Here is a 22948-nt window from a genome sequence, read left to right on the forward strand (position 1 = left end):
TTCTCGTACGCCGGCAGGACATGGTTCCTCCCGTACGTCGGCCCCGAGTCGTGCTCATCCGATTGCCTCTCGCGTGTTCAGTACGTCTATGGCCTGCGCCACGCCGAAGCCCTGCGGGACCGGCTCCCCCGCCAGGTACAGGCGCTCGGCGACCGGGCGCGGCAGCGGCAGGTGCTCGAAGTAGCCGTGGACCCGGCGGTCCACCGTGGCCGCCTGGCGGGGGACGAAGCGGGTCACCGGGGCGATGCGGAACTGTTCGCGGCCGTGCGAGACGAGGAGGACGATCTCCGCGATCTTGCGGGAGCCGTCCGCGTGCCGGGCCAGTTGGACGACCACGTCCACCGCCGAGTTGATCTGGTCCTTCAGCGCCTCGAAGGGGATCTGGACCTCCGACATGGAGCCGAGGGTCTGGAGGCGCATCAGGGCGTCCTCCGCCGTGTTCGCGTGGACCGTGGCGAGTGAGCCGTCGTGGCCCGTCGACATCGCTTGGAGCATGTCCAGGGTCTCGCCGCCTCTGACCTCGCCGACGATGATGCGGTCCGGGCGCATGCGGAGGGAGTTGCGGACCAGGTCGCGGATGGTGATCTGGCCCTTTCCCTCGACGTTCGCGGGGCGGGATTCGAGGCGGATGACGTGGTCCTGCTGGAGTTGCAGTTCCGCCGAGTCCTCGATGGTGATGATGCGTTCGTGGGCGGGGAGCAGGCCGGAGAGGGCGTTGAGGAGCGTCGTCTTTCCGGAGCCCGTGCCGCCGCTGACGATGATGTTGAAGCGGGCGCGTACGAAGGCCGAGAGCAGGAGCAGCATGTGCTCGTCGAGTGAGCCGAGGCCGATCAGCTCGTGGAGCGTGTACGCGCGCGGGAAGCGGCGGATGGTGAGCGTCGCGCCGGTCAGGGCCAGGGGCGGGATGATCACGTTGACTCGTTCGCCCGTGGGGAGGCGGGCGTCGACCATCGGGTTCGACTCGTCCACGCGGCGGTTGACCGTCGAGACGATGCGTTCGATCGTCTGCATGAGTTGGTCGTTCGAGGCGAACCGGAGGGGGAGTTGTTCTACGCGTCCGGCTCTCTCCACGAAGATCGAGTCCGGTCCGTTGACCATGATCTCCGTGATGGAGGCGTCCGCCAGGAGTGGTTCGAGTACGCCGAGGCCGAGAGCCTCGTCCACCACTCGGCGGATCAGCTGGGCGCGTTCCGAGGTCGACTGGACCGGGCCCTCGCGGCTGATGATGTGGCCCAGTACGCGTTCCAGGCGGACCCGGCGGTCCGCTGCCGTCAGGGACGACATCTCGGCCAGGTCGATCTCTTCGAGCAGCTTGGAGCGGTAGACGGCGACGAGGGTGTCGTCTCGGGCGGGGCCCGGGTCGTGCGGGGGTGCCACGCGGTCGCGGAGGCTCATCTTCTCTGCTCAGCTCCCGTCGGCCGCGGCGTCGATACCGGCTTCGTCGGCGTCGGTACCGGCTGCGTCGGCGTCAATACCGGCTTCGTCGGCCTCGACGCCGGCTGCGTCAGCGTCATCGGCGTCGTCATTGGGCATCGTGGCTTCCTTCGTCACGCTCCAGCCCGCGTCCACGAAGGGGAGGAGCGTGGGGACTTGGACCGTGACGGTCGCCTTGGTCGTCTCCGCGCCGCCGCTGATGCCGATCGTGGCGTCGAGGCTGCCGTCCATGGCGGCCTGGCCCGCCGCCTCGCCGCCTTCGCCCTGCGAGGCGACGCGGGCCGCTGCGCGGGCGCCGGAGCCAGCCTGGTTGGCGGCGTAGCCGACGAGGCCCAGCTGGATCGTCGCGAGGCCTATCAGGAGCAGGATGGGGAGGAATCCGGCGAACTCCAGCATGCTGACGCCGCGGTCGTTGAAGGCCGGCTTCCTTGCCCGGGCCGACAGACGCCGGACCATCGAGTGGGTGGGCGGGAAGGATCCGCCGCGAAGCGGCGGCTCAGTGCCAGGCCGCAACCGCCGACGGCGAGGAAAGATCACGGCTCCTCCCCCTCCTTCGCCGCGCCCGCTTCCCCGGACACCTCCCAGCCCGTGTCGACGCCCGGGAAGAACAGCGGGACCTTCGCGTCCACGTGGGCCTTCCAGACCGTGCCCTCGTCCGTGCAGGACACCGCCGCGCTCTGCCACGCCGAGGGAAGGTGCTCGCGGGCCGCCGCCGTGCAGGCCGCCTCCGCGCCCTCGCCCGCCGCGTACGCCGCTGTCGCCGCGCGGGCCGCCTCGTCGGCCGCGTTGCCCGCCAGGGAGAACGTGTAGCCGTACAGGGCGCACTGCCAGAGGATGCCCATCACCGCCAGGAGCAGCGGGAACATGCCGGCGAACTCCAGGGTCACCGCGCCCCGGTCGCCGCCGCCCCGCTTGCGCAGGCTCCGCCTTGCCGCACCCGCTGTGGCCTCCGTGTCCACCAGGCCCAGCTCGCCCGCCAGGGCCCACAGTGCCTGCTTCACCGAGGACTTGCTGTCCAGGTCCTGCATCCGGCCCGCGTCGACCGCGCCCTGCAGCTCCTTGAATCCGGCCGGCACGGTGGTGCGGGCGATCCTCGTGCCGGTGACGCGTTCGACCAGGGACGGCTGGATCTCCGTACCCTTGCCGTGGCGGTTCACGACCGTCAGGGTCTCCTCCGCCTTGCGGATCTGGAGGCGGTCCCACAGGCGCACCATCCGCTTGGCGGCGCGGACCGCCACGACGTCCGGGGTCACCAACAGCAGTGCCTGGTCGGCCAGTTCGATGGCCGCCGCGGTCGCCGTCGTGACGTACGTACCGCAGTCCACCAGTACGACGTCGTAGCGGCTGCGCAGGGCGCCGATCGTCTGGCGGGCCACCCTGTCCGTGATCTCCTCGCCGCGTTCGCCGTCGGCGGGGGCCAGGAGGAGGCCGATGCCGGTCTCGTGGGTGTAGACGGCGTCCTGGAGGACCCGGGGGTTGATGTCCGTGATCGCGGCGAGGTCGGCGATGGAGCGGCGGAACTGTACGTCCAGGTAGGAGGCGACGTCCCCGGACTGGAGGTCCAGGTCGAGGAGGGCGACGGTGCGGCCGGAGGCCCGGGCGGCGAGGGCCAGCTGGACCGTGGTGAGGGTGGTGCCGACGCCGCCCTTCGCGCCGCTGACCGCCACGACCCTGCCGCCGCCGGGGGGCTCGCCCGGTCCCCCGGTGTAGAGCTCCATCGTGCCGGTGCCGAGGTGGCGGCGCATGCCCGCGGACCAGGCGGAGGCGGCCTGTACGCGTTCGGCGAGTGCGTCGTACGCGAGGGGGAAGCCGACGATGCCTCGGGCGCCGGAGTCCATGGCGGCGGTGAGGAGGGTGGGGCTGGTGTCGGCGGTGATGAGGACCACGCCTACCGCGGGGAAGCGGAGGACCAGGTCGCGGATGAGGTCCAGGGCGGGGACCGGGCCGATGCGTTCGTGGATGAGGACTACTTCGGGGAGCTCGTCCAGGGATTCTGTGGCGAGTCTTGCCAGCGTGTCGAGGAGGGCTGTGGAGTCCGCCACCGGGAGGGCGGGTTCGGCGTCCGGGAGTTGTCCTATGAGGGTGGACAGGGCGCGGGCCGCGTCGATGTCGCCCACCGCCGGGAGGATTCTTGTCGTCACTTGGTTCCCCCATTGGCCTGGACGCCTCGTGTATCGCTACCCGGCGCCTGGCGCTGTGCCCACCCGTTCCGCCCTGCGGAACGCCTGCCCACAGCGAGGCAGACTGGCGGTTCAGACATACAGCGCATCCCCAGCCCCCTACTTGTCCTCGTCCAACGTGTACGTCCTGTCCCCCCGCGGCACCGCCGCGTCCCCGCCCTGGCCGACCAGCGCCAGCCGCACATGCGTGGCGAACGACTCCGCGTACGCGACGCGCTGGGCGTCCGCCGTGTCCAGGGCGAAGGTGATCGGAACGGCCTCGGTCTGGGTGCGGCGGCTGCCGCGGTCGTCGTCGCGGTCGGGGTCCAGGGCCGTCAGCCTGCCCACGTCGATCACCTTCGCGGCCTCGACGATCACCTTCGACTGGTCCTTGCCGGAGTCCGTCTCGGCCTTGAACGTGGCGTAGATGTTGACCGTCGAACCCGGCGTGATCTTGCCCGCGACGCCCGTCGCCGCGTCGATCAGGATCGCGATCTCCTGCTGGCCGGGGGCGAGTTCGGGGCGTTTGACGATCATGTCCGTCTGGAGGAGCGAACCCTTGCGCAGTTCCGTGACGGCGATCTTGCCGCGGATCTGGCGGAGGTCGGTGACCGCGTTGTCGGACAGCCACCGTTCGGGCATCTCGACCTTCTCGAACTGGTCGGCGCTGAGCTCCTTGTAGGGGGCGATGTCCCCCTTGAGTTTGTACGCCGCGACCTCCGGGCCCACCTTCGAGTTCACGTCCCGGATCACCGCGAGGACGCCCGCGAACGCGCCGAACGCGGCCAGGACCGAAAGGACCAGCAGGATGACGCCGCGGCGCTGGCGTGAGTTCATGGACCGGACTACCTCGATCGGGTGCGGATGGTTACGGACAGTGAGGGGTGTGGTGCGCGGTCGGGCGGTCTCGTACGCGAGAGGGGCGGCGCCCTACGTCGCGCCTCTCGGCAGTGCGCGTACGCCGGTCGGCGGCGACGAGCGTTGCGGGGCCGGCGGCAGCGGTGCCGCGCAGAATCCGCAGCGGTCGCCGATGAGTTCCAGGCCGCACCAGTGGCAGTCGTCCCTGCGCACGGACGTGACCAGTTGGTAGAGGACGGAGATGTCGGGGATCGCCGCCGCGAACTCGACCAGCTTCGGTGTCGCCCACCAGCGCGCCGACTCCGCGGGCAGCCGGGCCTCGGTCACGCCCTGGGTGCGCCAGGCGGGCGCGAGTGTTCCGGTGACCCAGTCGGGGGCGAGTTGGCCGGGGGCGTACAGCATCTTCGTACCGAATCCGGGGCCGGCGAGGAGAGCGTCTGAGGTGAGTTTGACCAGCTCGGGGCGGGGTGTGGCGAGGACGGCGAACTGGCTGCCGGGGACCCAGGACTTGGCGTGCGACTGGAGGGTGACGGGGACGCGGTCCAGCTTGGCCACCGAGCCGAGCAGGGCGCCCGCGTAGATGTAGTGGGACAGGAGGCGGGCCGCGGAGGCGAGGACTCCCGGGCTGAAGTCGCAGATGGAGAGCTGGCGGAGCTGTAGGGCCAGGACCGCCAGGCCCAGCGGGGGCAGTTCGGGGCGGAGGATCGCGATGCGGTCGCTCTCCAGGACCGAGCGGATCGCGTGCAGGCGGTGCAGGACCGCCGGGGGCGCGGAGGCGGGGCAGAGGACGATCACATAGCCGTGGTGCTCGACGAGGGTGTGCATCTCGGTGAGCGACTGGTCCAGCGAGTACGTCCTCGGTGACTGGACGGCGCTCTGCAGGACGGCGGCGGACGGGGTATGCCGGTCGGGCGACGGCAGCACCAGGTCCGGGCCGGTGACGGCTATGGCGGTCGGCATGCCTGCACCCCCCGGTCTTCGCACGTTTCGCGCCGGAATCCGTTCGTGTCGGACTCCGTGCGCTTCGGGTCGGTCTTCGTGCACTTCTGCCTCAGCACCATATCCAGGTCAGCCTCACCTCAACACCCAACTTCGCACTGTTCACGGAGAGGTTGGCCGGTCTCGCGGGGTGCCGGTGGTGTCAGAGGTCTTGACAACTCAATTGGTCTGGACCAGCTTGTACGACCACTGGACCAGCTTGCACGACCGACCGAGAGCGCTCCGAACCCCGGGTTTCCCCACGCACCGCCCCGACTCCCCCCACCGGAGGCAGAGATGGACCACGTACGCGGCAGGACTCGCAGGAAGGCAGGTACCGTCATCGGCTTGGCAACGGCACTCGCCCTCGCCCTCACCGGACTGCTCACCGGCGGCGCCGACGAGGCCGACGCCGGCACCCGCGCGGTGCCGAAGCACGCGGTCACCGGCTACTGGCAGAACTTCAACAACGGCGCCACGGTGCAGAAGCTGAGCGACGTACAGGACGAGTACGACATCATCGCGGTCTCCTTCGCCGACGCGACCGGCACGCCCGGCGAGATCACCTTCAACCTCGACTCGGCCGGGCTCGGCGGCTACACCGTCGAGCAGTTCAAGGCCGACATCAAGGCCAAGCAGGCCGCGGGGAAGTCCGTGATCATCTCGGTCGGCGGCGAGAAGGGCGCCATATCGGTCAACGACTCCGCGTCCGCGACCGCCTTCGCCGACTCGACGTACAGACTCATGCAGGAGTACGGCTTCGACGGCGTCGACATCGACCTGGAGAACGGGCTCAACTCGACGTACATGACGCAGGCGCTCAAGTCACTTGCCACAAAGGCCGGTTCCGGGCTCGTCCTGACGATGGCGCCACAGACGATCGACATGCAGTCGACGAACAACGAGTACTTCAAGACGGCACTCGCCGTGAAGGACATCCTCACGGTCGTCAACATGCAGTACTACAACAGCGGTTCGATGCTGGGCTGCGACGGCAAGGTCTACAGCCAGGGCTCGGTGGACTTCCTCACCGCGCTCGCCTGTATCCAGCTGGAGGGCGGGCTCGCCCCCTCGCAGGTCGGGATAGGCGTCCCCGCCTCGTCGAAGGCGGCGGGCGGCGGCTATGTCCCGCCGTCGGTCGTGAACCAGGCCCTGGACTGCCTGGCCAAGGGCACGAACTGCGGGTCCTTCAAGCCGTCCAAGACGTACCCGGACATCCGGGGCGCGATGACGTGGTCCACGAACTGGGACGCCGCGGACGGGAGCGCCTGGTCGAAGGCGGTCGGGCCGCACGTCCACGGGCTGCCGTAGCCATATCGGCTCCTCCGAGAACCGCAGCGCCGCCGCTCCCCCGGCGGCGCTGCCGTACGTCCGGGCTAGAAGAAGTTCCCCCAGTCCTGGTCCGTGATCTGCTTGACGCACAGGACCAGGAACAGCAGGCCCGCGATGGCCAGCATGCCGTTGCTGAGCCAGCCGTTGCGCCATTCGCTGGGCGTACGCGAGGAGTTGAGCAGCCAGATCAGGGTGAGCGCCAGGAACGGCATGAAGGCGGCGCCGAGGACGCCGTAGATGATGATGAGCCGGAACGGCTGGCCCTGGAAGAGCAGGATCATCGGCGGGAACGTCAGCCAGAGCAGATACGCGCGGAACGGCACCGACTTCTCGTGCTTGCCCGCGGCCACCTCCTCGCCGGTCACCGAGGTGTCCTCCGCCTTGACCCGCTGTTTGCGGTAGCGCTCGACGAAGTCGGCGAACATCAGGCTCACGCCGTGCCAGACACCGATCAGCGAGGTGAACGACGTGGCGAAGAAGCCGATCAGGAAGAGCTTCGCGGTGGCGTCCCCGTACTCCTTCTCCAGGATGTCGGAGAGCTGGACCAGGCCCTTGTCGCCGCTGGCGATCGCGACGTTCGCGGAGTGCAGCAGCTCCGCGCCGACGAAGAGCATGGCGACGACGAAGATGCCGGTGGTGATGTACGCGACGCGGTTGTCGAGCCGCATCACCTTCATCCAGCCGGTGTCGGTCCAGCCCTTGGCGTTGACCCAATATCCGTATGCGGCAAGGGTGATGGTGCCGCCGACGCCGCCGATCAGGCCGAGCGTGTTGAGGATGGAGTCCTTCTCGTCGGGCAGGACGGGCAGCAGGCCGGCGAAGGCGTCGCCGAGGTGGGGTGTCACGCGGATCGCGAGATAGACGGTGACGACGAACATGATGCCGACGAGCACCGTCATGACCTTCTCGAAGACGGCGTACTTGTTGAACCAGACGAAGACCAGGCCGACGAGGCCGGTCAGGATCGCCCACCACTTCAGTTCCATGACGTCGGGGAAGAGGGCTTGGAGGGGCAGCCCGGACGACGACATGGCCGCCGCCCCGTAGACGTACCCCCAGATCACGACGTAGACGACGAAGAACCACGTCGTCCAGCGGCCGATGCTGGCCCAGCCGTCGAAGAGGGTGCGGCCCGTGGAGAGATGCCAGCGGCCGGCCGCCTCGGCGAGGGAGATCTTCACGACGCAGCCGATGACGGCGGCCCAGAGCAAGGTGTAGCCGAAGTTGCTGCCCGCGATGAGGGTCGCGACGAGGTCGCCCGCGCCGACGCCGGTCGCGGCGACGACGATGCCGGGGCCGATGTATTTCCAATTGGAGTTGCGGGGACGGTCGGTGCTGCCGCCATTGCCGCTGCCGCTCGGTCCGGCGCCTACTCCACTGCTGCCTGTGCTATCCGCCATGAGATCAAGTTCGCGTAAAGACGCCTGGTGCACAAGGGGTCGGAGGGATTGGCCGAGGACTGCATTGACCGGGACATGCCACTGCCTCACCATGGGGCGGCACATCGCACCATCCGCATTGTTCGCACTGTCGCAGTGAGCCACCCCCCACCCTTCAGGAGACTTCATGCGACTTCGCATACGCAGACACCTGCGCGGAAGAAGGTCCGCCGCCCTGGCGGCCGTCCTCGCCCTCGCCGTGGCGGCACCCCTCACCGCCAACGCCGCACCTGCCGACCAGACACCCGGGCGGACGGCGGCGGCAGAGGAGGAGCAGCGCACCAGGCAGTACGAGATCACCACGCACTCCACGCCCGCCACACGCACCGCGATCGCCCGCACCGGCGTGAGCATCGACGACTTCGACAGCCATGTCGTGACGGTGTCGGCCACGGCAGCTCAGGTGCGTGAACTGCGCGGGCAGGGCTATGAGTTGACCGCCGTCGCCGCGCCGCCCAAGCGCACCGACGGCAAGGCGGCCAAGCCCAGGGACTTCCCGCCGGCCGACTCCAAGTACCACAACTACGCCGAGATGAACGCGGAGATCGACCAGCGCGTCGCCGCGCATCCCGACCTCATCACGAAGAAAGTCATCGGCAAGTCCCACGAGGGCCGCGACATCATCGCCATCAAGATCAGCGACAACGCGGCCACCGACGAGGCCGAGCCCGAGGTCCTGTTCACCCATCACCAGCACGCGCGCGAGCACCTCACGGTGGAGATGGCGCTGTATCTGGTACGGGAACTCGGCGACGACTACGCGACGGACGCACGCGTCAAGAAGATGGTCGACGAGCGCGAGATCTGGATCGTGCCCGACGTGAACCCGGACGGCGGCGAGTACGACATCGCCTCCGGCTCCTACCGCAGCTGGCGCAAGAACCGTCAGCCCAACTCCGGTTCGTCCAACGTCGGCACCGACCTGAACCGCAACTGGGCCTACAAGTGGGGCTGCTGCGGCGGCTCTTCGGGCTCCACGGGCTCGGAGACGTACCGCGGCAAGGCGGGCGAGTCGGCGCCCGAGGTCAAGGTCCTCGCCGACTTCGTGCGCGGCCGGATCGTCGGCGGCAAGCAGCAGATCAGCGCGGCGATCGACTTCCACACGTACAGCGAACTGGTCCTGTGGCCCTACGGCTACACCTACGACGACACGGCGGAGGGCCTCACCCAGGACGACCGCGACGCGCACGCGGCGGTCGGCGAGAAGATGGCCGCGAGCAACGGCTACACGCCGGAGCAGTCCAGTGACCTCTACATCACGGACGGCACCATCGACGACTGGCTCTGGGGCGACCAGAAGATCTTCTCGTACACCTTCGAGATGTACCCGTCGTCGTCGGGCGGCGGCGGCTTCTACCCGCCCGACGAGGTGATCGAGCGGGAGACGGACCGCAACAGGGACGCGGTGCTGCAGCTGCTGGAGAACGCGGACTGCATGTACCGGTCCATCGGCAAGGAGGAGCAGTACTGCGCGGGCTGACCGGTGCCGCGGCGTGGCCCCGGACCCTGGCGGGGGTTCGGGGCCACGTGCGTGTGTACGTGCGTGTGTACGTGCGTGTGGCTGTGTGCATGCGTGCATGCACACCACAGTCGGCCTAGTAGAAGGCGCCGTCCGCGACACCGGCCCGCAGCCCGTCGTACATCACCTTCGCCTCGCCCAGACAGAGGCTCTGGGCGGTGCCCGCGGCGTGGTTCTCCAGGCAGGCGGCCCGCATCTGGTGCCAGAAGTGCTCGTCGATCCAGGCCTTGGTCTCCGGCGTGGCACTCAGCTTCAGCGTGCCGTGGTTGCCGTAGTTGCGGTAGCCGAAGTCGTGCTGCGCGCAGGCCTCGAAGAAGATCCCGTCCGGCCACCACGTACAGCCGTCGTTGGTCCAGTCGAACGGCGGATCGTGCGGGTGGTTGACGAAGTCGATCCGGTTGAGGTTCATGATGCGATCGGCCTCGCCGCGGACGTCGGCAGCGGCCGCCTGGGGGGCCGCGCCCGCCAATAGGGCGAGGCAGGCCGCGGCCGAGAGGAGGGTTGTGCGCAGAGTGCTTCGTGCGGGCATGAGGGAGTCCTTCGGGGGTCCGTCCGGGCGGGAGACCCCCGCCCGGCCGGCACTCTACGTATCACCGCAGGCACATTCCGTGACTGCGACGTGTCAGTCGTCCATGAACACGATCCGCCGCGCCGGCTTCGCGCCCCCCTGGGTCGTGCTCGTCGGGGCGCGGCCCGCCGGGACCGCGCGTTCGCGGCCCCAGGCCCTGATCTCCTCGATCTGCTCCGGGTTGACCCTGCTCAACGGCACCGTGTTGGCGAAGGTGTCCATGAGCAGTGAGGGCTTCAGGTTGGCGGCGCCGCCGTTCAGGAGGGCCTCCGCGCCCACGTCGTGGAGTGCCGACTCGATGTCCGAGCCCGCGAAGCCCTCGGAGAGGTCGACGAGGCGGTCCACCTGCTGCTGCTCGGGGGCCGTCTTCAGATAGCGGTGGTGGTAGAGGGAGATGATCTCCTTGCGCTCCTCGGCGTCCGGCAGGTCCACGAAGAACAGCTCGTCGAAGCGGCCCTTGCGCAGCAGCTCCGGCGGCAGGCTGCGGACGTCGTTGGCGGTGGCGACGACGAACGCCCGCGAGTAGGACTCCTGGAGCCAGAAGAGGAACTGGCCGAGGATCCGCTCCGGTACGCCCGTGGTGTCGTTGCGGCCCGCGAGACCCTTCTCGATCTCGTCGATCCACAGGATGCAGGGCGCGACCCGGTCGGCCATGGCGAGCGCCTCCCGGAAGCGGCCCTCCGACTCGCCCAGCCACTTGCCGTGGATGGAGGCCATGTCGAGGCGGTAGAGCGGGAGTCCCCACTCATGGGCGATGGCCTTCGCTGAGAGGGACTTTCCACAGCCGGGTACGCCGACCAGGAGCACACCGCGCGGCGGCCGCAGCCCGGTGCCGCGCAGGTCGGCGTGCATCAACTCGTTCTTGCGGCGCAGCCATTCACGGAGGCCGTTCAGGCCGCCGATGGAGTAGTCGCTCTCCCGCAGCGTCACCTGCTCCAGGCCGGTGAGGTCGCTGAAGATGCGGTCCTTGGCCTGCGCGAGGCCGAGGACGTCCGCCTCCTTGATGGAGCCCTTGGCGGCGATGGTCGCCATCAGGTTCACGCACTCGGCCTCGGTGACACCCGCCAGGAATTCGGCGGCGCGCCGCGCGTCCTCCTCGCTCCACTCGATGGGGATGTGGCCACGGTGGTCGCCGAGGAAACCGCTGAGGATGTCGTACATCTCGTCGGCGTCCGGCAGGTCCAGGTGCAGGCTCATGCCGAGCCGCTGGAGGCCGCTCCAGATCGGGGTGTCCGTGATGAGGACGACGCTGCCCATGTTGCTGTCGGCGAGCCGGGCCAGCTCGGCGACGTGCCGGGTGACGGGGGTGTCCGACTCCAGGCCGTCGGGGTCGACGAAGACCACCGTGGCGTTGGCCCTGCTGGTGAACTGCGCGGCGGCGAAGTCCATGGCGCCGGTGAGCGAGCGGTCGTCCTGCACGGTCGCGTTGGTCCGCAGGTCACGCAGGCCGGTGGCGCGCGTGTAGATCCAGAACGGCATGCTGCTGCGGCGCGACTGGGTGGCCGACTCGCGCAGCAGGCGCAGGGCCCGCTGCTGCTCGATGGTGCGCATGGCGATCACCGGCACGCGGGCGGAGATGTAGCTGTCGAGGTGCTGGAGGCTCTCGGCGTAGTTCGACATTCGGACCTTTGGTCTGCGGTGGTGGTTGCGGCGGGTGATCTTTCGGCTGGTGGCGTTCGGTCCGTCCGTACGGTCAATCCGTACGGTCCGTCCGTACGGTCAATCCGGGATGACGCGGCGGCGGGGTCGTGCCGCCGGGTCGTGGGACCAGGGGTCGGGGTCGGCTCGTGCCGCGTCCGCGGCCTTGGCTGCGGCGCCCCGCCTCCTCTTCTTCGTGTCCGGCGGCGGCTGCGTGACCTCCGTCAGGGCGTTCTCCCGCAGCGTGCGGCGGCGGTGCTCCACCAGGCGGGGGTCGACGCCGGCCCATGCGCTGTCCTCCAGGCCCTGTTCCAACTGGTCCTGGAGGAGCGCGATCTGCTCGTCGACGAGCGTGCCGAGCCGGTCCCGTACGCCGGCCGGCAGCCCCTGGTGTCGCGCCATGGCGCGGATCGCCCGGAGCCCCGTCCTGGCCTGGGTCAGCTCGCGGCCCGCCGAGAACTCGTCCCGCGCCGCGTTCAGCGCCGCCACCAGGCGGTCGGACCAGGCCTGCAGCCGGGCGTCGAGTGCGTCGCCGAGGTGTGTGGTCAGCCGGGCCAAGGTCTCCGCCGCGAACTGTGTCTCGGTCAGCACCGGGAGCGCCTCCGGGTGGAGGTGGTCCTCCTCGGCGGTCCAGCGGCGCAGAAAGTCCACCCAGGCGTGGTAGTCGCCGCCGTGGCCCCAGTAGGAGTCCGGCTCGGGATTGGCGGGGGCGGCGGCGCGCCGCTTCCTGCCGAACCTCCCGGTGAACCGCCCGCCGCGGCCCCCGCCGGACGTCATGCGAGGCTGCCGGGCCGCCGCACCACGGTCTCGCCGGGCGGCAGCGGCTCCCAGTCGGGCAGCCCCTCGGCGACCCGGCGCAGCCGTGTCGTGACCCGCTCGCCGGTCGCGCGGCGGCCCGCGGCCCACGGGGAATCGCGGGGCGGCGGCGGAGCCACGGACAGGTCCTGGCTCTGGTTCTGGTCCTGGACCTGGCTCTGGACCTGGTTCTGGACCTGGCTCTGGACCTGGTTCTGGTCCTGGCTGCTCATGAAGCGGCCTCCTCCTTGGCTACGGTGCGGCCCTCGAAGGGCGAGCCGCCGTAACGGACCGCGGTCTCCAGGGACTTGATCAGCTCACGGCAGCGCGCCTCCACCGCGTCCGCGTCGCGGAAATTCGTCTGCCAGTCGACGAGTTCGGCCGACGCCGCGCGCAGTTGCCGCAGCGAGTCCTGCTTGGCGCGCTCCAGCAGGGCGCGGGCCGCGTCCTGGTTGCGGGCGGCGGCGCGGGCCCGGTTGTGGATGACCAGGCCCCAGATGCCGCCGGTGATCAGGGCGGCGAGGAACGCGAAGCCGGGGTGGATGGAGCCGACGATCACCAGGATGCCGAGCAGCACGAGGACGAGCGGGGCGACCTTGCGCACCATCGGGTACGCGAGTGAGGCGACGAAGGGGTCGATGTGCTGGTCCCAGTGGCTCCCGAGGGACTTCTCGAGATCATCGAGGGGTTGGTTGAGCGAACCGGTCCACTTCGGCAGCTGCATCACACCGCCGGCCACCTTCTGGGCCACCTGGAAGCAGGCCTGCACGTCCTGCGGGACGGCTGCCCGGTAGTCACGGGTGAAGCCCGCGTGCCCTTGCAGGAACCATTCGTGGCAGGCGGCCACGGCGAGCCGCTGGGTGGCGGGCGAGGTGCCGATGGCGGGCGGGTTCAGCGCGGCGGTCGTCTGCACCGTCAGATAGTCGAGGGTCTCGTCGTACGAGGCGGAGTCCGCGTCGGTGGTCTTGCGGGCGGCGGCCACGTCACCGGCGTGGTCGATGACGGCGTGGTTGAAGGCGAGTTCGCGGCGCAGCGGCAGCTCTTCGTTGTCGTACTCGGAGACGAGCCGGTCGAGGATGTCGTCCACGGCGTCCTCCAGGCGCGCCGACGGCTCGAACTCGCGGTCCATGACGGCCCGGTACTTGTCGAGCAGCGGCTGGTGCGCGCGGGCCGAGCCGAGCACCCGGTCCAGCTCCTGCCACTGCGGGGAGACCGCGGTGAGCTGCGGGAACTCCTTCGCGGCGGTGGGCGCTCGCAGCGTCTCGACCTCGTCGTACCAGCGCTTGATCTGCTTCTGCTGGGCCTCGGTGTGGTCCATCAGCTGCTCGCGCCAGCTCGTCAGGCTGTCGTTCAGGAGCTCGCGGCCCGCGAGGCCGAAGGCGCCCTGCGCGATGGACTCCAGGATGACGGCGAACTCGCGGCCGAGCGCGTTCGGGTCCTGCGCGAGCAAGTAGTGGCGCAGCCAGCGCACCGAGCTGTCCTTGCGGCCCTGGCGGCGCAGGACGAGCGCGAAGAACAGCGAGGTGCGGTCCGGGGAGCGGCGGAACGCCTCCTCCACGGCGCGCTCGCACAGCGTACGGTCGTCGGCCGACCAGGAGGCGAGGGCCACGAGAGCGGGGGCGAGCCAGTAGCGGGGCGTCTGGATCATCAGCTGGTCGCCGACCATGCGGACGTTGTCCTCGGACACGATGCCGAGGTCGAAGGCCTGCAGCATGCCGACGGCGGTGCGCCGCACGGTCTTGTGGTGGCCGAACTCGTGGTCCACCTGGTCCTGGACGACGCCGACGCGGGTCTCGGCGCGCTGCACATTGGCGGTGAGCATCGCGGCGAGGGCGAACTGCTGGAACTCGTCGCGCAGGGCCTGCAGTTCGCTGCGGGTGTTCTGCTGGTTGGCGTCGACGGCCGAGACCTGGCCCGACACGGAGCGCACCTGCTCGCTGAGACCGTTCACGAGGTTGGCGACCTGCTGCACCTGCCGGTGCAGCGCCCAGTCGACATCGGGCATGCGAATCTCCGATCGAGCGTGAGGCGGGGGAAGTTGGGGGGCGCGGGAGCGGGCGAAGGAGCGAGCGGTCCAGCGGGCTGACGGTCCAGCGGGCTGACGGCCTCTCAGAGGAGTACGTCTCCACCGCGTACGGCGGTTCCGTCGTCGAGGACAGGGACCAGCAGACCGTCGGAGTACACCTCGACGTACGCGTAACCGCCCGGTCGCACCATCGACCGGGCGCCCGAGAACGGTGCGGGCACCCTGTCCGAGGGGGCGAAGTGCTCGACGATCACGGCGAAGAGGTTGAGCTGGTGGTCGACGTAGGGCGGGCCGAGGAAGCAGCGCGCGAAGAAGCCGAGCGGCACGGTGCCGTGCGCGTTCGTGTACTGCTCGCGGATCCAGTCCGAGAGCTCCTGGGTGGCCTTCGCGTCGAGGTGCGCGTCGAGTCGGGCCACGGCTTCGCGCAGCTCCGACGAGCGCGGGGCCCAGCCCTGGCGGGTACGGGGCCCCGCGGTGGCGGCGTGCTGCGGGGTGGCGCCGGGTGAGTGCTGCGGGGCGGACTGCGGGCCGGGCCGCATGACGCGCCGAGGCCGCTCGAAGTGACCCATGTGTCCCCCGACGATGGTGAGTTCCGGTCTCGCTGTCTCTTGCTGCTTATTTGATGCTGCATCAATAGTGGTACCTGGTCGGTGACTTGGCACGTGATTGGCCCAACCCGACCCAACTAGAGCCGGAAGACGCCCCGTTCCCGCCCAGTTCATCCCCACCACGGGTGCCCCGCCCCTGACAGACTCTCCGCCATGGGCCAGATCTACGCGTTGCTCGCGGGCATCGACGCATATCCCGCGCAGACCGCGACCCCGCTGACCGGTTGCGTCAACGACATCGACGCGGCCCGCGCGCTGCTCACGGCGCGGACCGGCGGCACGGCCGAGATCCGGGTCGTGCTCGACGCCGCGGTGACCCGCGCGGCGGTCGAGGACGGGATCCGGGAGTTTCTGGGCGCCGCGGGTCCCGGCGACACTGCCCTGTTCTGGTTCTCCGGGCACGGCACGCAGTACCGGGCCACCGGCGCCGATCTGCTGATCGAGGCGACGGGCCGCAATCAGGCGCTGGTCTGCGCGGACGGGCCGCTGCCCGACAAACGCCTGGGCGCCCTGCTCGGCACGGTCGCCGCGCGGGGCGCGCACACCGCGGCGGTGCTGGACTGCTGCTTCTCCGGGGGTGCGACGCGCTATTCGGACCTGACGCCGCGGTACGCGCCGCCGGGCGCGGGGTGGCCCCTCGCGGGCGCCCGCGAGGCGGTGGTGCCGGACGGGCCCGCCCGCCATGTGCTGCTCGCCGCGAGCAGGCTCGACCAGCTTTCGTACGAGGGCTGCTTCGGGGGCCGCAGGCACGGCGCGTTCACGTACGCGCTGCTCGGTGCCGAACGGGACGCGGGCCCTTCGGCGACGTACCGGGAGCTGCTGGCCGCGGCGGACGCGCGGCTGCAGCGCTGCCGGGGCGGTCAGCAGCCGGTGCTGTATCCGGCGGAGCCCGGGGGTGTGGCGGATCTGCCGTTCCTGGGCGGCGCGGCGTCCCGTGCGCCGAGCCCGTATCTGCTGCGGTGCGGGGCGCAGGGGTGGGAGGTGGACTGCGGGAGCGGGCACGGACTGCGGGCTTCGGGGACGGAGTTCACTGTGCTGCCGGGGTCGGTGGACGGTTGTGCGGGTGCGGTCGTGCGGGTCCGGTCGATGGATGCCCGCCGGGCGCTGGTCGACCCGGTGGACTGGACGCCGGACGCCGATCGGATCTACCCGGTGACACTGTCGGCGGTTGCGACGCCGGCGGCGAGTGTGACGCTGACGGTTCCTGAACAGCCGTACATATCAGAGGAGTTGGAGACGGTCATTCGCGCTGCCGGCCCCCTGCTCCGGATGGCGGCGGACCCTGACGAGTCGGCGGACCCGCACTTCGGGGTGGCGGTGCGGGACCGGACGGCCCACGTCGTACGCCGGGACGGCTCGCCCTTCGTCGATCCGCTGCCGCTGGACGGCGGCCCTGCCGATGCGGCCCGTGTGGCCGACTGCCTGGTCCATCTGGCGCGCTGGCATCAACTGCGGGACCTGACGTCGCGCCCGTCGCCGCTGGACGGCCTGGTGAACGTGGAGATCACGCCTTGGGACGCCCCGGAGGCGGGGCCGCTGTTGCCGGACGGCAGCGGGGAGATCGTCTGCCCCTACCGGCCGGGCCCCGACGGCCCCGAGTACCCCTGGGTCTCGATCCGCCTGCACAACCGCTCCCCCGACCGGCAGCTGTGGTGCGTGCTGCTCGACCTGTCCGACACGTATGCCGCCGACCCGGTGCTCTACCCGGGCCACTTCATCGCGCCGGGCGGCACGGGGCACGCGCTGGACGGCGACCCGGTACGGCTGTCGCTGCCGCCGGGCCGCCCCGCCGTCCCCGGAGCCCAGGCGAGGGACTGGCTCAAACTCATCGTGGCGGAAACGGAGTTGAACACGCTTCCCTTCCACCTCCCCGCATGGAACCCGCACGGGTCTGCGTCCCGCGCCGACGGCCCCCTGGGACGGGACGGGGTGCTGCGCTTCGACCGCCCGCTCACGACACGGGAGTTGGGACCGGTGGGCGGCGGTTCGCCGGGCCGGTGGGCGACCCGAACCATTCCGATACGGACGGTGGTACCGCAGTAGCCCGGCCCCCGCACATGTCCTACTGCCCCAGGTGTGTGAACCCCGCCCAAGACGTCAAGTCGTCCGGGGTCAGGGCCTCGGCTCTTGCGCGGAGGAGAGGGGGGAGGGCCTCCGGGAGGGTGCGGTGGGGGTTCAGCATCCACAGTTGGGCTCGGCGCAGGGCCTTCGCGGGGGGTTCGTCCTCCGTGCGGAGGTAGTGGTGCGTCAGGAACATCAGGACCGATGTCGCGTCGTCCGGGACCGGCCACAGGGAGCCGATCACCGAGCGGGCTCCGGCCACCAGGAATGCCGTGGAGAGCGTGTACGCCTCGTTGTGGCCCCGGCCCGACACATGGCTGCGGCACGCCGCCAGGAGGACCAGGCCCAGGCGGCCCCGGCCGCCCCCGCTCAGCGCCTCCGTCAGCTGCTCCGCGGACAACTCGCCGCCGTGCAGGGAGAGATGCGCGCTGCTGCGGGCCCCGCCCCGTGCCACCGCCGCATGGCAGGCCAGGTGCAGCACCGCCCCGCTGTCCTGGTCGCCCGAGCGGCGCAGCCAGGACATCACCTCCGCCGGGGTGCCGGGGCCGTCGGACGTGCCGCCGGTGCGGCCGCCGAGGAAGACGCCCTGCGGATAGAAGGCCCGCTGCACCGCGTCCGCCTCCTCGCCCGCGTAGCGCAGGTCCCCCGTGGGGTTGCCCACCACCAGTGCCTGGCCGGTGTGCGTCACCGCGTCCCGTGCCGCCACGTCGCACAGCAGCCGCGCCGACGCCGCGTACGAGATCTCGGCGTCCTCAAGCGCGTACCGCCGCCCGCCGTCGTCCCCGTGGTCCCACGCCGCATGCCAGGGGACGAGGCCGAGCGCGCCCATCGGCACGAGGACGAGGCGCGGCACCCTGCCGGGCCTGCGAGGTGCCTCGAAGGCGTCGAAGAGGGGGCGCATCGCCGCGTACCAGGCCCAGCCGCACAGCCGGTCGAGGCGCTCGCGCGGGGACGGTCCCGCGAGCGGCCGGTGTGCGGCGGCGTACCCCGGCACCGGGCCCATCTCGCGCGCCCCGTCGCCCGCCGGGAGATAGTCCCGCAGCGGCGCCGCGTCCTCCGTCAGCTTGGGCAGCGGCACGGAGTGCGTGTCGCCGCCGTTGGTGACGACGACGGCGGCGCCGCCCCCGTCGGCGGACGCGGGCACCAGGTAGACCAGCGCGTCCTTGCGCAGGGTGCGCAGCGCGGCGGCGATCTCCACGGGCGTGGGCGGGTCGAGCAGCCGGTCCTGCGGGGTGCCGTCGCCGGGTGCCGCCTCCTCACCGGTGAGCGCGGCGAGCACCCGGCGGCGCAGCGCGCTGGGCACGGCCAGCGGGGCCTGTGTCGCGGAGAGGGGGTCGGCGGGACTCAGACCGTCCGGGACGCCCGCGTCGTCCCACTCGGCGGCCAGGTCCGCGTGGCCCGCCGCGACCAGGCGTTCGGGCACGGTGCTCGACGTCGTCGCCGCATGCAGGACCAGGCCCCGGCAGGCGTCGAGGGCCCGCACCGCCTCCTCGGGGACGTTGTCCCGCAGACACCACCCGGCGACCTCTAGCGCCGCCGATGTGGCCTGCGAGGCGGCCTGCGCCGCGTGATCGGTGCCGGACTGGAGCAGCGCGGCCCACGCGTGGCCGCGCAGCGCGTCGAGCCCGATGCGGCGGGCGTTCGCCCGGTCGTCGTGGCGCGTCGAGCCGCGGTGGCGGTAGGCGCGGGCGAGGCCGAGGCCGGTGGCGGCGTAGAGGCGGTGCTCGGGGCCGCCGACGGCGGCGAAGGCGTACTCGAACCTGGCGATGCCCTGGGCGAGATGCCGGTCGCGGGCGCGCGGGTCCCGCTGGATGCCGGCGAGCGCGGTGTGGCCGGTGCCCAGGCAGTTGGCGTACCGCACCTTGCTGTCGCTGCCCTCGTCGACCAGGTCGTACGCCTCCTGGACGAGGCCGAGCGCCTCGGCGAGGTCCGCGGCGTTCTGCGTACGGCCCGCCCGCGCGAAGCGGGCCACTCCGGTGTCGCCGAGGACCCAGGCCCGGTGGTCGCGCGGCAGCCGGTTGGCGTCCCTGCGCAGCCGGGCCGCGCTGGGGCTGCCGACGAGGGGCGGCGCGGGCGGCTCGCCCAGCCGCTCGGCCAGGTCGTCGCGGAGCATCCGGTCGAGTTCGACGAGGGTCCACAGCTCGATGCGGGACGGGTCCTCGGGGTCGAGCGCGGCGTGCGTCCCGATGACGGCGGCCCGGTGCCGGTCGGCGGCGGCGAGGTCGCCGGCCCTGACCGCGTTCTGGGCGTCGACGGACGACTGCTGCGCGTCCATGACGCGGCGTGCGTACGTCGGCAGCCTCGGGTCGTGCCGCAGCGCCCGCCAGCCCGCGCGGGCCGCCTCCACGTCGTCCTTGCCGCCGCTGGTCTGCCCCCGATGGCTGATGGCCAGGATCCTTGCGAGGTCGAGGCCGTCGTCGCCCGCCGTGTTCCCCGACCGCTTCCCCAGCTCCTCGGCCTGCGCGAAGTGGTCCAGCACCGCGTCCATGCCGTCGCCGGAGCCCGCCATCGCATCGGTCAAGCGGGCCGCGCCCGCCGCCATGTGCGCGGTGCGCTGCCACTCCGGGTCGTCCTTGGCGTGTTCGAGGGCGGCCGCGATGAGTTCGTTCTTCTGCTCGGCGGTGACACGGTCGCCGTGCGGGTCGATGACCCGTAGATGGGAGAGGAGCATGGTGGCGGCCTTTGCCCGGTCCCGGCCGGGTTCCGCCGCCTTCCACCGTGCGTAGGCCGTGTCGAAGGCGATGTGCAGCCGTACGGGGTCGGCGCCCGCGAACATGCCGGGGAAGTCCGCGTCGCCCCCGGTGAAGTCGAGGAACGTACGGCCTTCCTCCACGTCGGCGACGAACTCCTCGTACAACGCGATGACGTCGTCGTCCCGCTCGGGCGGGCCGTCGGGACCCTCCTGCCGGGCCCAGGCGGCGAGCAGCCGCGCCATCCTGCGGATCTCCGGGTGCGCCTGCTCGTCCGCGAGCACGAGCCCGGCGGCCCCGGCGGCGTCCGCCACGCGGCGCGGGTCGGGGTCGTGCTCGTACCGGGCCTGCTGGAAGTAGCCGAGGAGCACCGCCGTCGCGGTGACCTTGCCGTCCCGTTCCGGCCGCCACTCGCTGATCGCGCGCCGCATCAGGGCGATGCCCCGGTCGCAGCCCGCCGCGTCGCCGCGGGCCGCCGCCCGTTCGTAGAGCAGCCGCCCGAAGCCGTCGAGGAAGTGCGGCACCAGCCGCTCCTCCGCGTCGGGCGCGGCGAGCAGCGTCTTCAGTTCGACCTCGCCCGCCGCCGCGTGCGCGTGGTCCTTCCAGGTGGTCCAGATGAGGACGCGGACGAAGACGGCGTTGCACTCCGCCTCCCAGACCCACGACGGCTCCACCCACGGCGTTTCCGCCCGGGACGATTCCGCCCTGGACGATTCCTCGGCGCCGCGCCGCCGCGCCGCGTGGACCGCCGTGTCGAACGCGTCGCGGGCCTCCTCCAGTTCGTCCCGGTCGGCGGTCAGCCGCCCGTGGATGAGCAGCACCACGCCGAGCCGGTGCCGGACGAGCGGCAGGTCGGTGCCGGGCAGCGCGGCTTCGAGCACCGCCCGGCAATACGTCGCGCAGGCCACCGCGTCCTCGGCGCCTCCGCCGTCCAGGCAGCGTTCGAGCCGCAGGAGGCTCAGCGTCTCCCACAGTTCGACGGCCTCCTTGCTGCCCGGCTCCAGGATTCCGTCGGCGTCCTCGCAGCGCCGCAGGGCCTCGTCGAGCAGCGCGGACCGGTCTTCGGGGGGCGTGCCCTGCGGGGCTTTCATGAACCGCTCCCGCGCGCAGAGAGCGAGCTGATGGCCGCCGACGGTGCGTGCGGTGTCGTACGCGGGATCGTCGGCGGACAGCGCCGCCATGCCCGCGATCAGCAACTCCCGGCATTCGTCCAGGAGTTGGGGTGAGGGGTCGATGTCGTACTGAAGAGCCCGTGCGTGCGCGTAGGCGATCCGCCACGCGGCCCAGTCGCCGTCCGTGCCCGGCGCGGCGAAGGCGAGGCCGAAGGCCTCCGCCGCCAACTCCAGGTCCGCCGTGCCGGATTCACCGTCGGACGACAGGTGGATGCGGTAGCTGAGCTCGCCCGCGTACGCGCACAGGGCGGGCACCTCGTCGGCGTCCGAGGGAAGCCCCGCGATGCGGTCGAGCACTTCGGCGCGCTCGCCTTCGAGCCGCTGATCACGCATGGCGGGCCGAGGGCGCGAGGCGCGCGTGGTACGGCTGGAGGACGGAGTTGAGCCAGCGCTCGCCGTCGTCGGTGGCGAACTCCACCACGGCCTCGTCGGACACGCCGGCCGCCTCGACGGCGCCCCGCGGGCACCGGTCCTCGAAGAGCAGCACCGTGCGGTCGCCGGGCTCCCGCTTCGACGACCAGACGAAACCCTGCGCCCAGGGGTCGGTGTGCCGGCGGATCCAGTGCCCCCAGTCCCGCGTGTAGGCGTAGTCGGCGGCCTCGGTCTGGACGAGCCAGCTGTCCTGGTGGACGGCGGCCAGGTCCTGCGCGTTCATCAGCGAGACCAGCGTGACGTCGACGGTGAGCCGCAGCGTCGAAAGCCGCCGCCCCTCGACGCCCACGCGCGGCAGCAGCCGGGGGCCGCCCGCCGGGTCGAAGGGCAGCGAGCGCAGCAGCGTCTCGCAGACCGCGGCGGCCGGGCTGAGGCCCGCGTAGAGGTAGCCGTAGGGATCACAGGCCGTGCCGTCGAAGCGGCCGCCTCCGTAGAGGCAGTGCGAGGGGTGCGGGTTGAACGCGGCCGCTTCACGGTGGGACTTGTGTACGCGGTGCAGGACCGTGCCCCGCTCCAGGGTGACCTTGGCGGGGGTCGCGTGCGGGGCCTCGGGCGGGCGGTAGTTGGGCACAGTTACTCACCCTCCATCAGAAAGCGTGCGGTGTCCGCAAGTTGGCGATCCTTCCCGGAGCCGAGGAGCCGCGCGGGCGGGGTGCCGAGCCAAGCATTGGCGGACAGCCACCAGTCGGCGGCGCCCCAGGGGTCGCGATCGGCGGCGAGGAGCGTGTTCACCTCCAGGACGACCAGCCAGGGCATCGCGTCCTCGGAGAACTGGAAGCGCGGCAGGCGGGGCAGTCCGCCGGTGCCGGGCAGCCGGATCAGCTCGGGTGCGAACGGGTTGCCGCCGTGCCGCAGCACCGTGTCGGCGTCAAGGGCGGGCGCGGCGAGCAGCCGTTCGCGGACCGGGCCGAGCACGGGGCCGACCATGCGGTGGCCGTCGATGAGGAGTACGGCGAGGTCCTCGACCCGGAAGCCCCGGTAAACGGCGTCGGCGCCGGTGAGTTCGGCGTCCGGGGCGAGCCGTGCCTCTCCCCCGGCGCCGAACTCCTCCGGCAGCCGCTCCCGCAGCAGCGCCGCCGCCCGGTCTGCGGCGTCCCGCCGGGTCTCCTCGTCGGTGTCCGCGCCGCGCACGATGCCGAGGAACGCGGCGAGGCGGTCGCGCAGCGGCTGATCGACACGGTCGGCGATACGGTCCCAGAGCGCGGCGGCGGCCGCGAGCACGGCGTACGGGTTCACGGG

17 protein-coding genes and 1 pseudogene are annotated in these 22948 nt (G+C 71.4%); 3 read left to right on the plus strand and 15 right to left on the minus strand.

Going from position 1 to position 22948, the window contains the following annotated elements; translation table 11 throughout:
* Nucleotides 1-54: 54 nt before the first annotated feature.
* The 5 genes and pseudogenes from ACIBKX_RS20835 to ACIBKX_RS20855 form a co-directional block, all read right to left on the minus strand.
* Complete coding sequence (locus ACIBKX_RS20835; RefSeq protein ID WP_363276008.1) at nucleotides 55-1395, minus strand: CpaF family protein; 1341 nt, start codon at nucleotides 1393-1395, stop codon at nucleotides 55-57.
* A gap of 123 nt (nucleotides 1396-1518) precedes the next feature.
* Nucleotides 1519-1890, minus strand: a pseudogene (locus ACIBKX_RS20840) (TadE/TadG family type IV pilus assembly protein); the annotation flags it as partial.
* Between the two features lie 77 nt (nucleotides 1891-1967).
* Complete coding sequence (locus ACIBKX_RS20845) at nucleotides 1968-3575, minus strand: AAA family ATPase (protein WP_363276007.1); 1608 nt, start codon at nucleotides 3573-3575, stop codon at nucleotides 1968-1970.
* A 138-nt stretch (nucleotides 3576-3713) separates the two neighbouring features.
* Complete coding sequence (gene cpaB, locus ACIBKX_RS20850; protein WP_363276006.1) at nucleotides 3714-4430, minus strand: Flp pilus assembly protein CpaB; 717 nt, start codon at nucleotides 4428-4430, stop codon at nucleotides 3714-3716.
* Between the two features lie 93 nt (nucleotides 4431-4523).
* The gene (locus tag ACIBKX_RS20855; protein WP_363276005.1) at nucleotides 4524-5411 is read right to left on the minus strand and encodes a hypothetical protein; all 888 of its coding nucleotides are present in this window, start codon (nucleotides 5409-5411) and stop codon (nucleotides 4524-4526) included.
* 315 nt (nucleotides 5412-5726) lie between these two features.
* On the opposite strand from ACIBKX_RS20855, the gene ACIBKX_RS20860 reads away from it, so the two are divergent.
* On the plus strand, nucleotides 5727-6740 hold the full coding sequence (locus tag ACIBKX_RS20860) for a chitinase (protein WP_363276004.1): 1014 nt from the start codon (nucleotides 5727-5729) through the stop codon (nucleotides 6738-6740).
* A gap of 65 nt (nucleotides 6741-6805) precedes the next feature.
* Here the strand turns inward: ACIBKX_RS20860 and ACIBKX_RS20865 are convergent, their stop codons facing one another.
* Entirely contained in the window at nucleotides 6806-8161 is a 1356-nt protein-coding gene (locus tag ACIBKX_RS20865) for an Nramp family divalent metal transporter (RefSeq protein ID WP_363276003.1), read from the minus strand.
* A gap of 166 nt (nucleotides 8162-8327) precedes the next feature.
* Here ACIBKX_RS20865 and ACIBKX_RS20870 point away from each other — a divergent pair, with 166 nt between their 5' ends.
* Nucleotides 8328-9680 carry a M14 family zinc carboxypeptidase gene (locus tag ACIBKX_RS20870; RefSeq protein WP_363276002.1) on the plus strand — a complete coding sequence of 451 codons (1353 nt, stop codon included), beginning with the start codon at nucleotides 8328-8330 and terminating at the stop codon, nucleotides 9678-9680.
* A gap of 115 nt (nucleotides 9681-9795) precedes the next feature.
* Here ACIBKX_RS20870 and ACIBKX_RS20875 read toward each other — a convergent pair whose 3' ends face one another.
* The 6 genes from ACIBKX_RS20875 to ACIBKX_RS20900 form a co-directional block, all read right to left on the minus strand.
* A complete protein-coding gene (locus tag ACIBKX_RS20875; RefSeq protein ID WP_363276001.1) occupies nucleotides 9796-10248 on the minus strand; it encodes a phospholipase A2 in 453 nt (150 codons plus the stop codon).
* Between the two features lie 93 nt (nucleotides 10249-10341).
* Nucleotides 10342-11907, minus strand: a complete 1566-nt coding sequence (locus ACIBKX_RS20880) for an AAA family ATPase (protein WP_363276000.1) — start codon at nucleotides 11905-11907, stop codon at nucleotides 10342-10344.
* Nucleotides 11908-12006: 99 nt separating this feature from the next.
* Entirely contained in the window at nucleotides 12007-12702 is a 696-nt protein-coding gene (locus tag ACIBKX_RS20885; protein WP_363275999.1) for a hypothetical protein, read from the minus strand.
* Nucleotides 12699-12953, minus strand: coding sequence for a hypothetical protein (locus ACIBKX_RS20890; RefSeq protein WP_363275998.1), 255 nt, complete (start codon nucleotides 12951-12953; stop codon nucleotides 12699-12701). Before ACIBKX_RS20890 ends, ACIBKX_RS20885 begins: the two co-directional genes overlap by 4 nt.
* Entirely contained in the window at nucleotides 12950-14725 is a 1776-nt protein-coding gene (locus ACIBKX_RS20895) for a hypothetical protein (RefSeq protein ID WP_363275997.1), read from the minus strand. The genes ACIBKX_RS20890 and ACIBKX_RS20895 overlap by 4 nt, the downstream gene beginning before the upstream one ends.
* Nucleotides 14726-14829: 104 nt before the next feature.
* Nucleotides 14830-15315, minus strand: a complete 486-nt coding sequence (locus ACIBKX_RS20900; protein WP_363275996.1) for a hypothetical protein — start codon at nucleotides 15313-15315, stop codon at nucleotides 14830-14832.
* A gap of 192 nt (nucleotides 15316-15507) precedes the next feature.
* Here ACIBKX_RS20900 and ACIBKX_RS20905 point away from each other — a divergent pair, with 192 nt between their 5' ends.
* Nucleotides 15508-17397, plus strand: a complete 1890-nt coding sequence (locus tag ACIBKX_RS20905; protein ID WP_363275995.1) for a caspase family protein — start codon at nucleotides 15508-15510, stop codon at nucleotides 17395-17397.
* Nucleotides 17398-17416: 19 nt separating this feature from the next.
* Here ACIBKX_RS20905 and ACIBKX_RS20910 read toward each other — a convergent pair whose 3' ends face one another.
* Genes ACIBKX_RS20910 through ACIBKX_RS20920 form a run of 3 tightly spaced genes read right to left on the minus strand, consistent with a single transcriptional unit; the run spans nucleotide 17417 to nucleotide 22945 of the window.
* On the minus strand, nucleotides 17417-21610 hold the full coding sequence (locus tag ACIBKX_RS20910) for a CHAT domain-containing protein (protein ID WP_363275994.1): 4194 nt from the start codon (nucleotides 21608-21610) through the stop codon (nucleotides 17417-17419).
* Nucleotides 21603-22280, minus strand: coding sequence for an RES family NAD+ phosphorylase (locus ACIBKX_RS20915; RefSeq protein WP_363275993.1), 678 nt, complete (start codon nucleotides 22278-22280; stop codon nucleotides 21603-21605). Before ACIBKX_RS20915 ends, ACIBKX_RS20910 begins: the two co-directional genes overlap by 8 nt.
* Before the next feature lie 2 nt (nucleotides 22281-22282).
* Nucleotides 22283-22945 (minus strand): hypothetical protein, encoded by a 663-nt coding sequence (locus ACIBKX_RS20920; RefSeq protein ID WP_363275992.1) that lies wholly within the window; start codon nucleotides 22943-22945, stop codon nucleotides 22283-22285.
* Between the last annotated feature and the right edge of the window lie 3 nt (nucleotides 22946-22948).

Source organism: Streptomyces sp. NPDC050658, assembly GCF_044457025.1.
Classification (GTDB): Bacteria; Actinomycetota; Actinomycetes; order Streptomycetales; family Streptomycetaceae; genus Streptomyces.

Excerpts from the sequence above, each read along its gene's own strand:
- ACIBKX_RS20865 (WP_363276003.1), bottom strand. The coding sequence starts at position 8,161 with ATGGCGGATAGCACAGGCAGCAGTGGAGTAGGCGCCGGACCGAGCGGC.
- ACIBKX_RS20870 (WP_363276002.1), top strand. The coding sequence starts at position 8,328 with ATGCGACTTCGCATACGCAGACACCTGCGCGGAAGAAGGTCCGCCGCC.
- ACIBKX_RS20905 (WP_363275995.1), top strand. The coding sequence starts at position 15,508 with ATGGGCCAGATCTACGCGTTGCTCGCGGGCATCGACGCATATCCCGCG.
- ACIBKX_RS20910 (WP_363275994.1), bottom strand. The coding sequence starts at position 21,610 with ATGCGTGATCAGCGGCTCGAAGGCGAGCGCGCCGAAGTGCTCGACCGC.
- ACIBKX_RS20880 (WP_363276000.1), bottom strand. The coding sequence starts at position 11,907 with ATGTCGAACTACGCCGAGAGCCTCCAGCACCTCGACAGCTACATCTCC.
- ACIBKX_RS20855 (WP_363276005.1), bottom strand. The coding sequence starts at position 5,411 with ATGCCGACCGCCATAGCCGTCACCGGCCCGGACCTGGTGCTGCCGTCG.
- cpaB (WP_363276006.1), bottom strand. The coding sequence starts at position 4,430 with ATGAACTCACGCCAGCGCCGCGGCGTCATCCTGCTGGTCCTTTCGGTC.
- ACIBKX_RS20835 (WP_363276008.1), bottom strand. The coding sequence starts at position 1,395 with ATGAGCCTCCGCGACCGCGTGGCACCCCCGCACGACCCGGGCCCCGCC.
- ACIBKX_RS20885 (WP_363275999.1), bottom strand. The coding sequence starts at position 12,702 with ATGACGTCCGGCGGGGGCCGCGGCGGGCGGTTCACCGGGAGGTTCGGC.
- ACIBKX_RS20875 (WP_363276001.1), bottom strand. The coding sequence starts at position 10,248 with ATGCCCGCACGAAGCACTCTGCGCACAACCCTCCTCTCGGCCGCGGCC.
- ACIBKX_RS20900 (WP_363275996.1), bottom strand. The coding sequence starts at position 15,315 with ATGGGTCACTTCGAGCGGCCTCGGCGCGTCATGCGGCCCGGCCCGCAG.
- ACIBKX_RS20895 (WP_363275997.1), bottom strand. The coding sequence starts at position 14,725 with ATGCCCGATGTCGACTGGGCGCTGCACCGGCAGGTGCAGCAGGTCGCC.
- ACIBKX_RS20890 (WP_363275998.1), bottom strand. The coding sequence starts at position 12,953 with ATGAGCAGCCAGGACCAGAACCAGGTCCAGAGCCAGGTCCAGAACCAG.
- ACIBKX_RS20860 (WP_363276004.1), top strand. The coding sequence starts at position 5,727 with ATGGACCACGTACGCGGCAGGACTCGCAGGAAGGCAGGTACCGTCATC.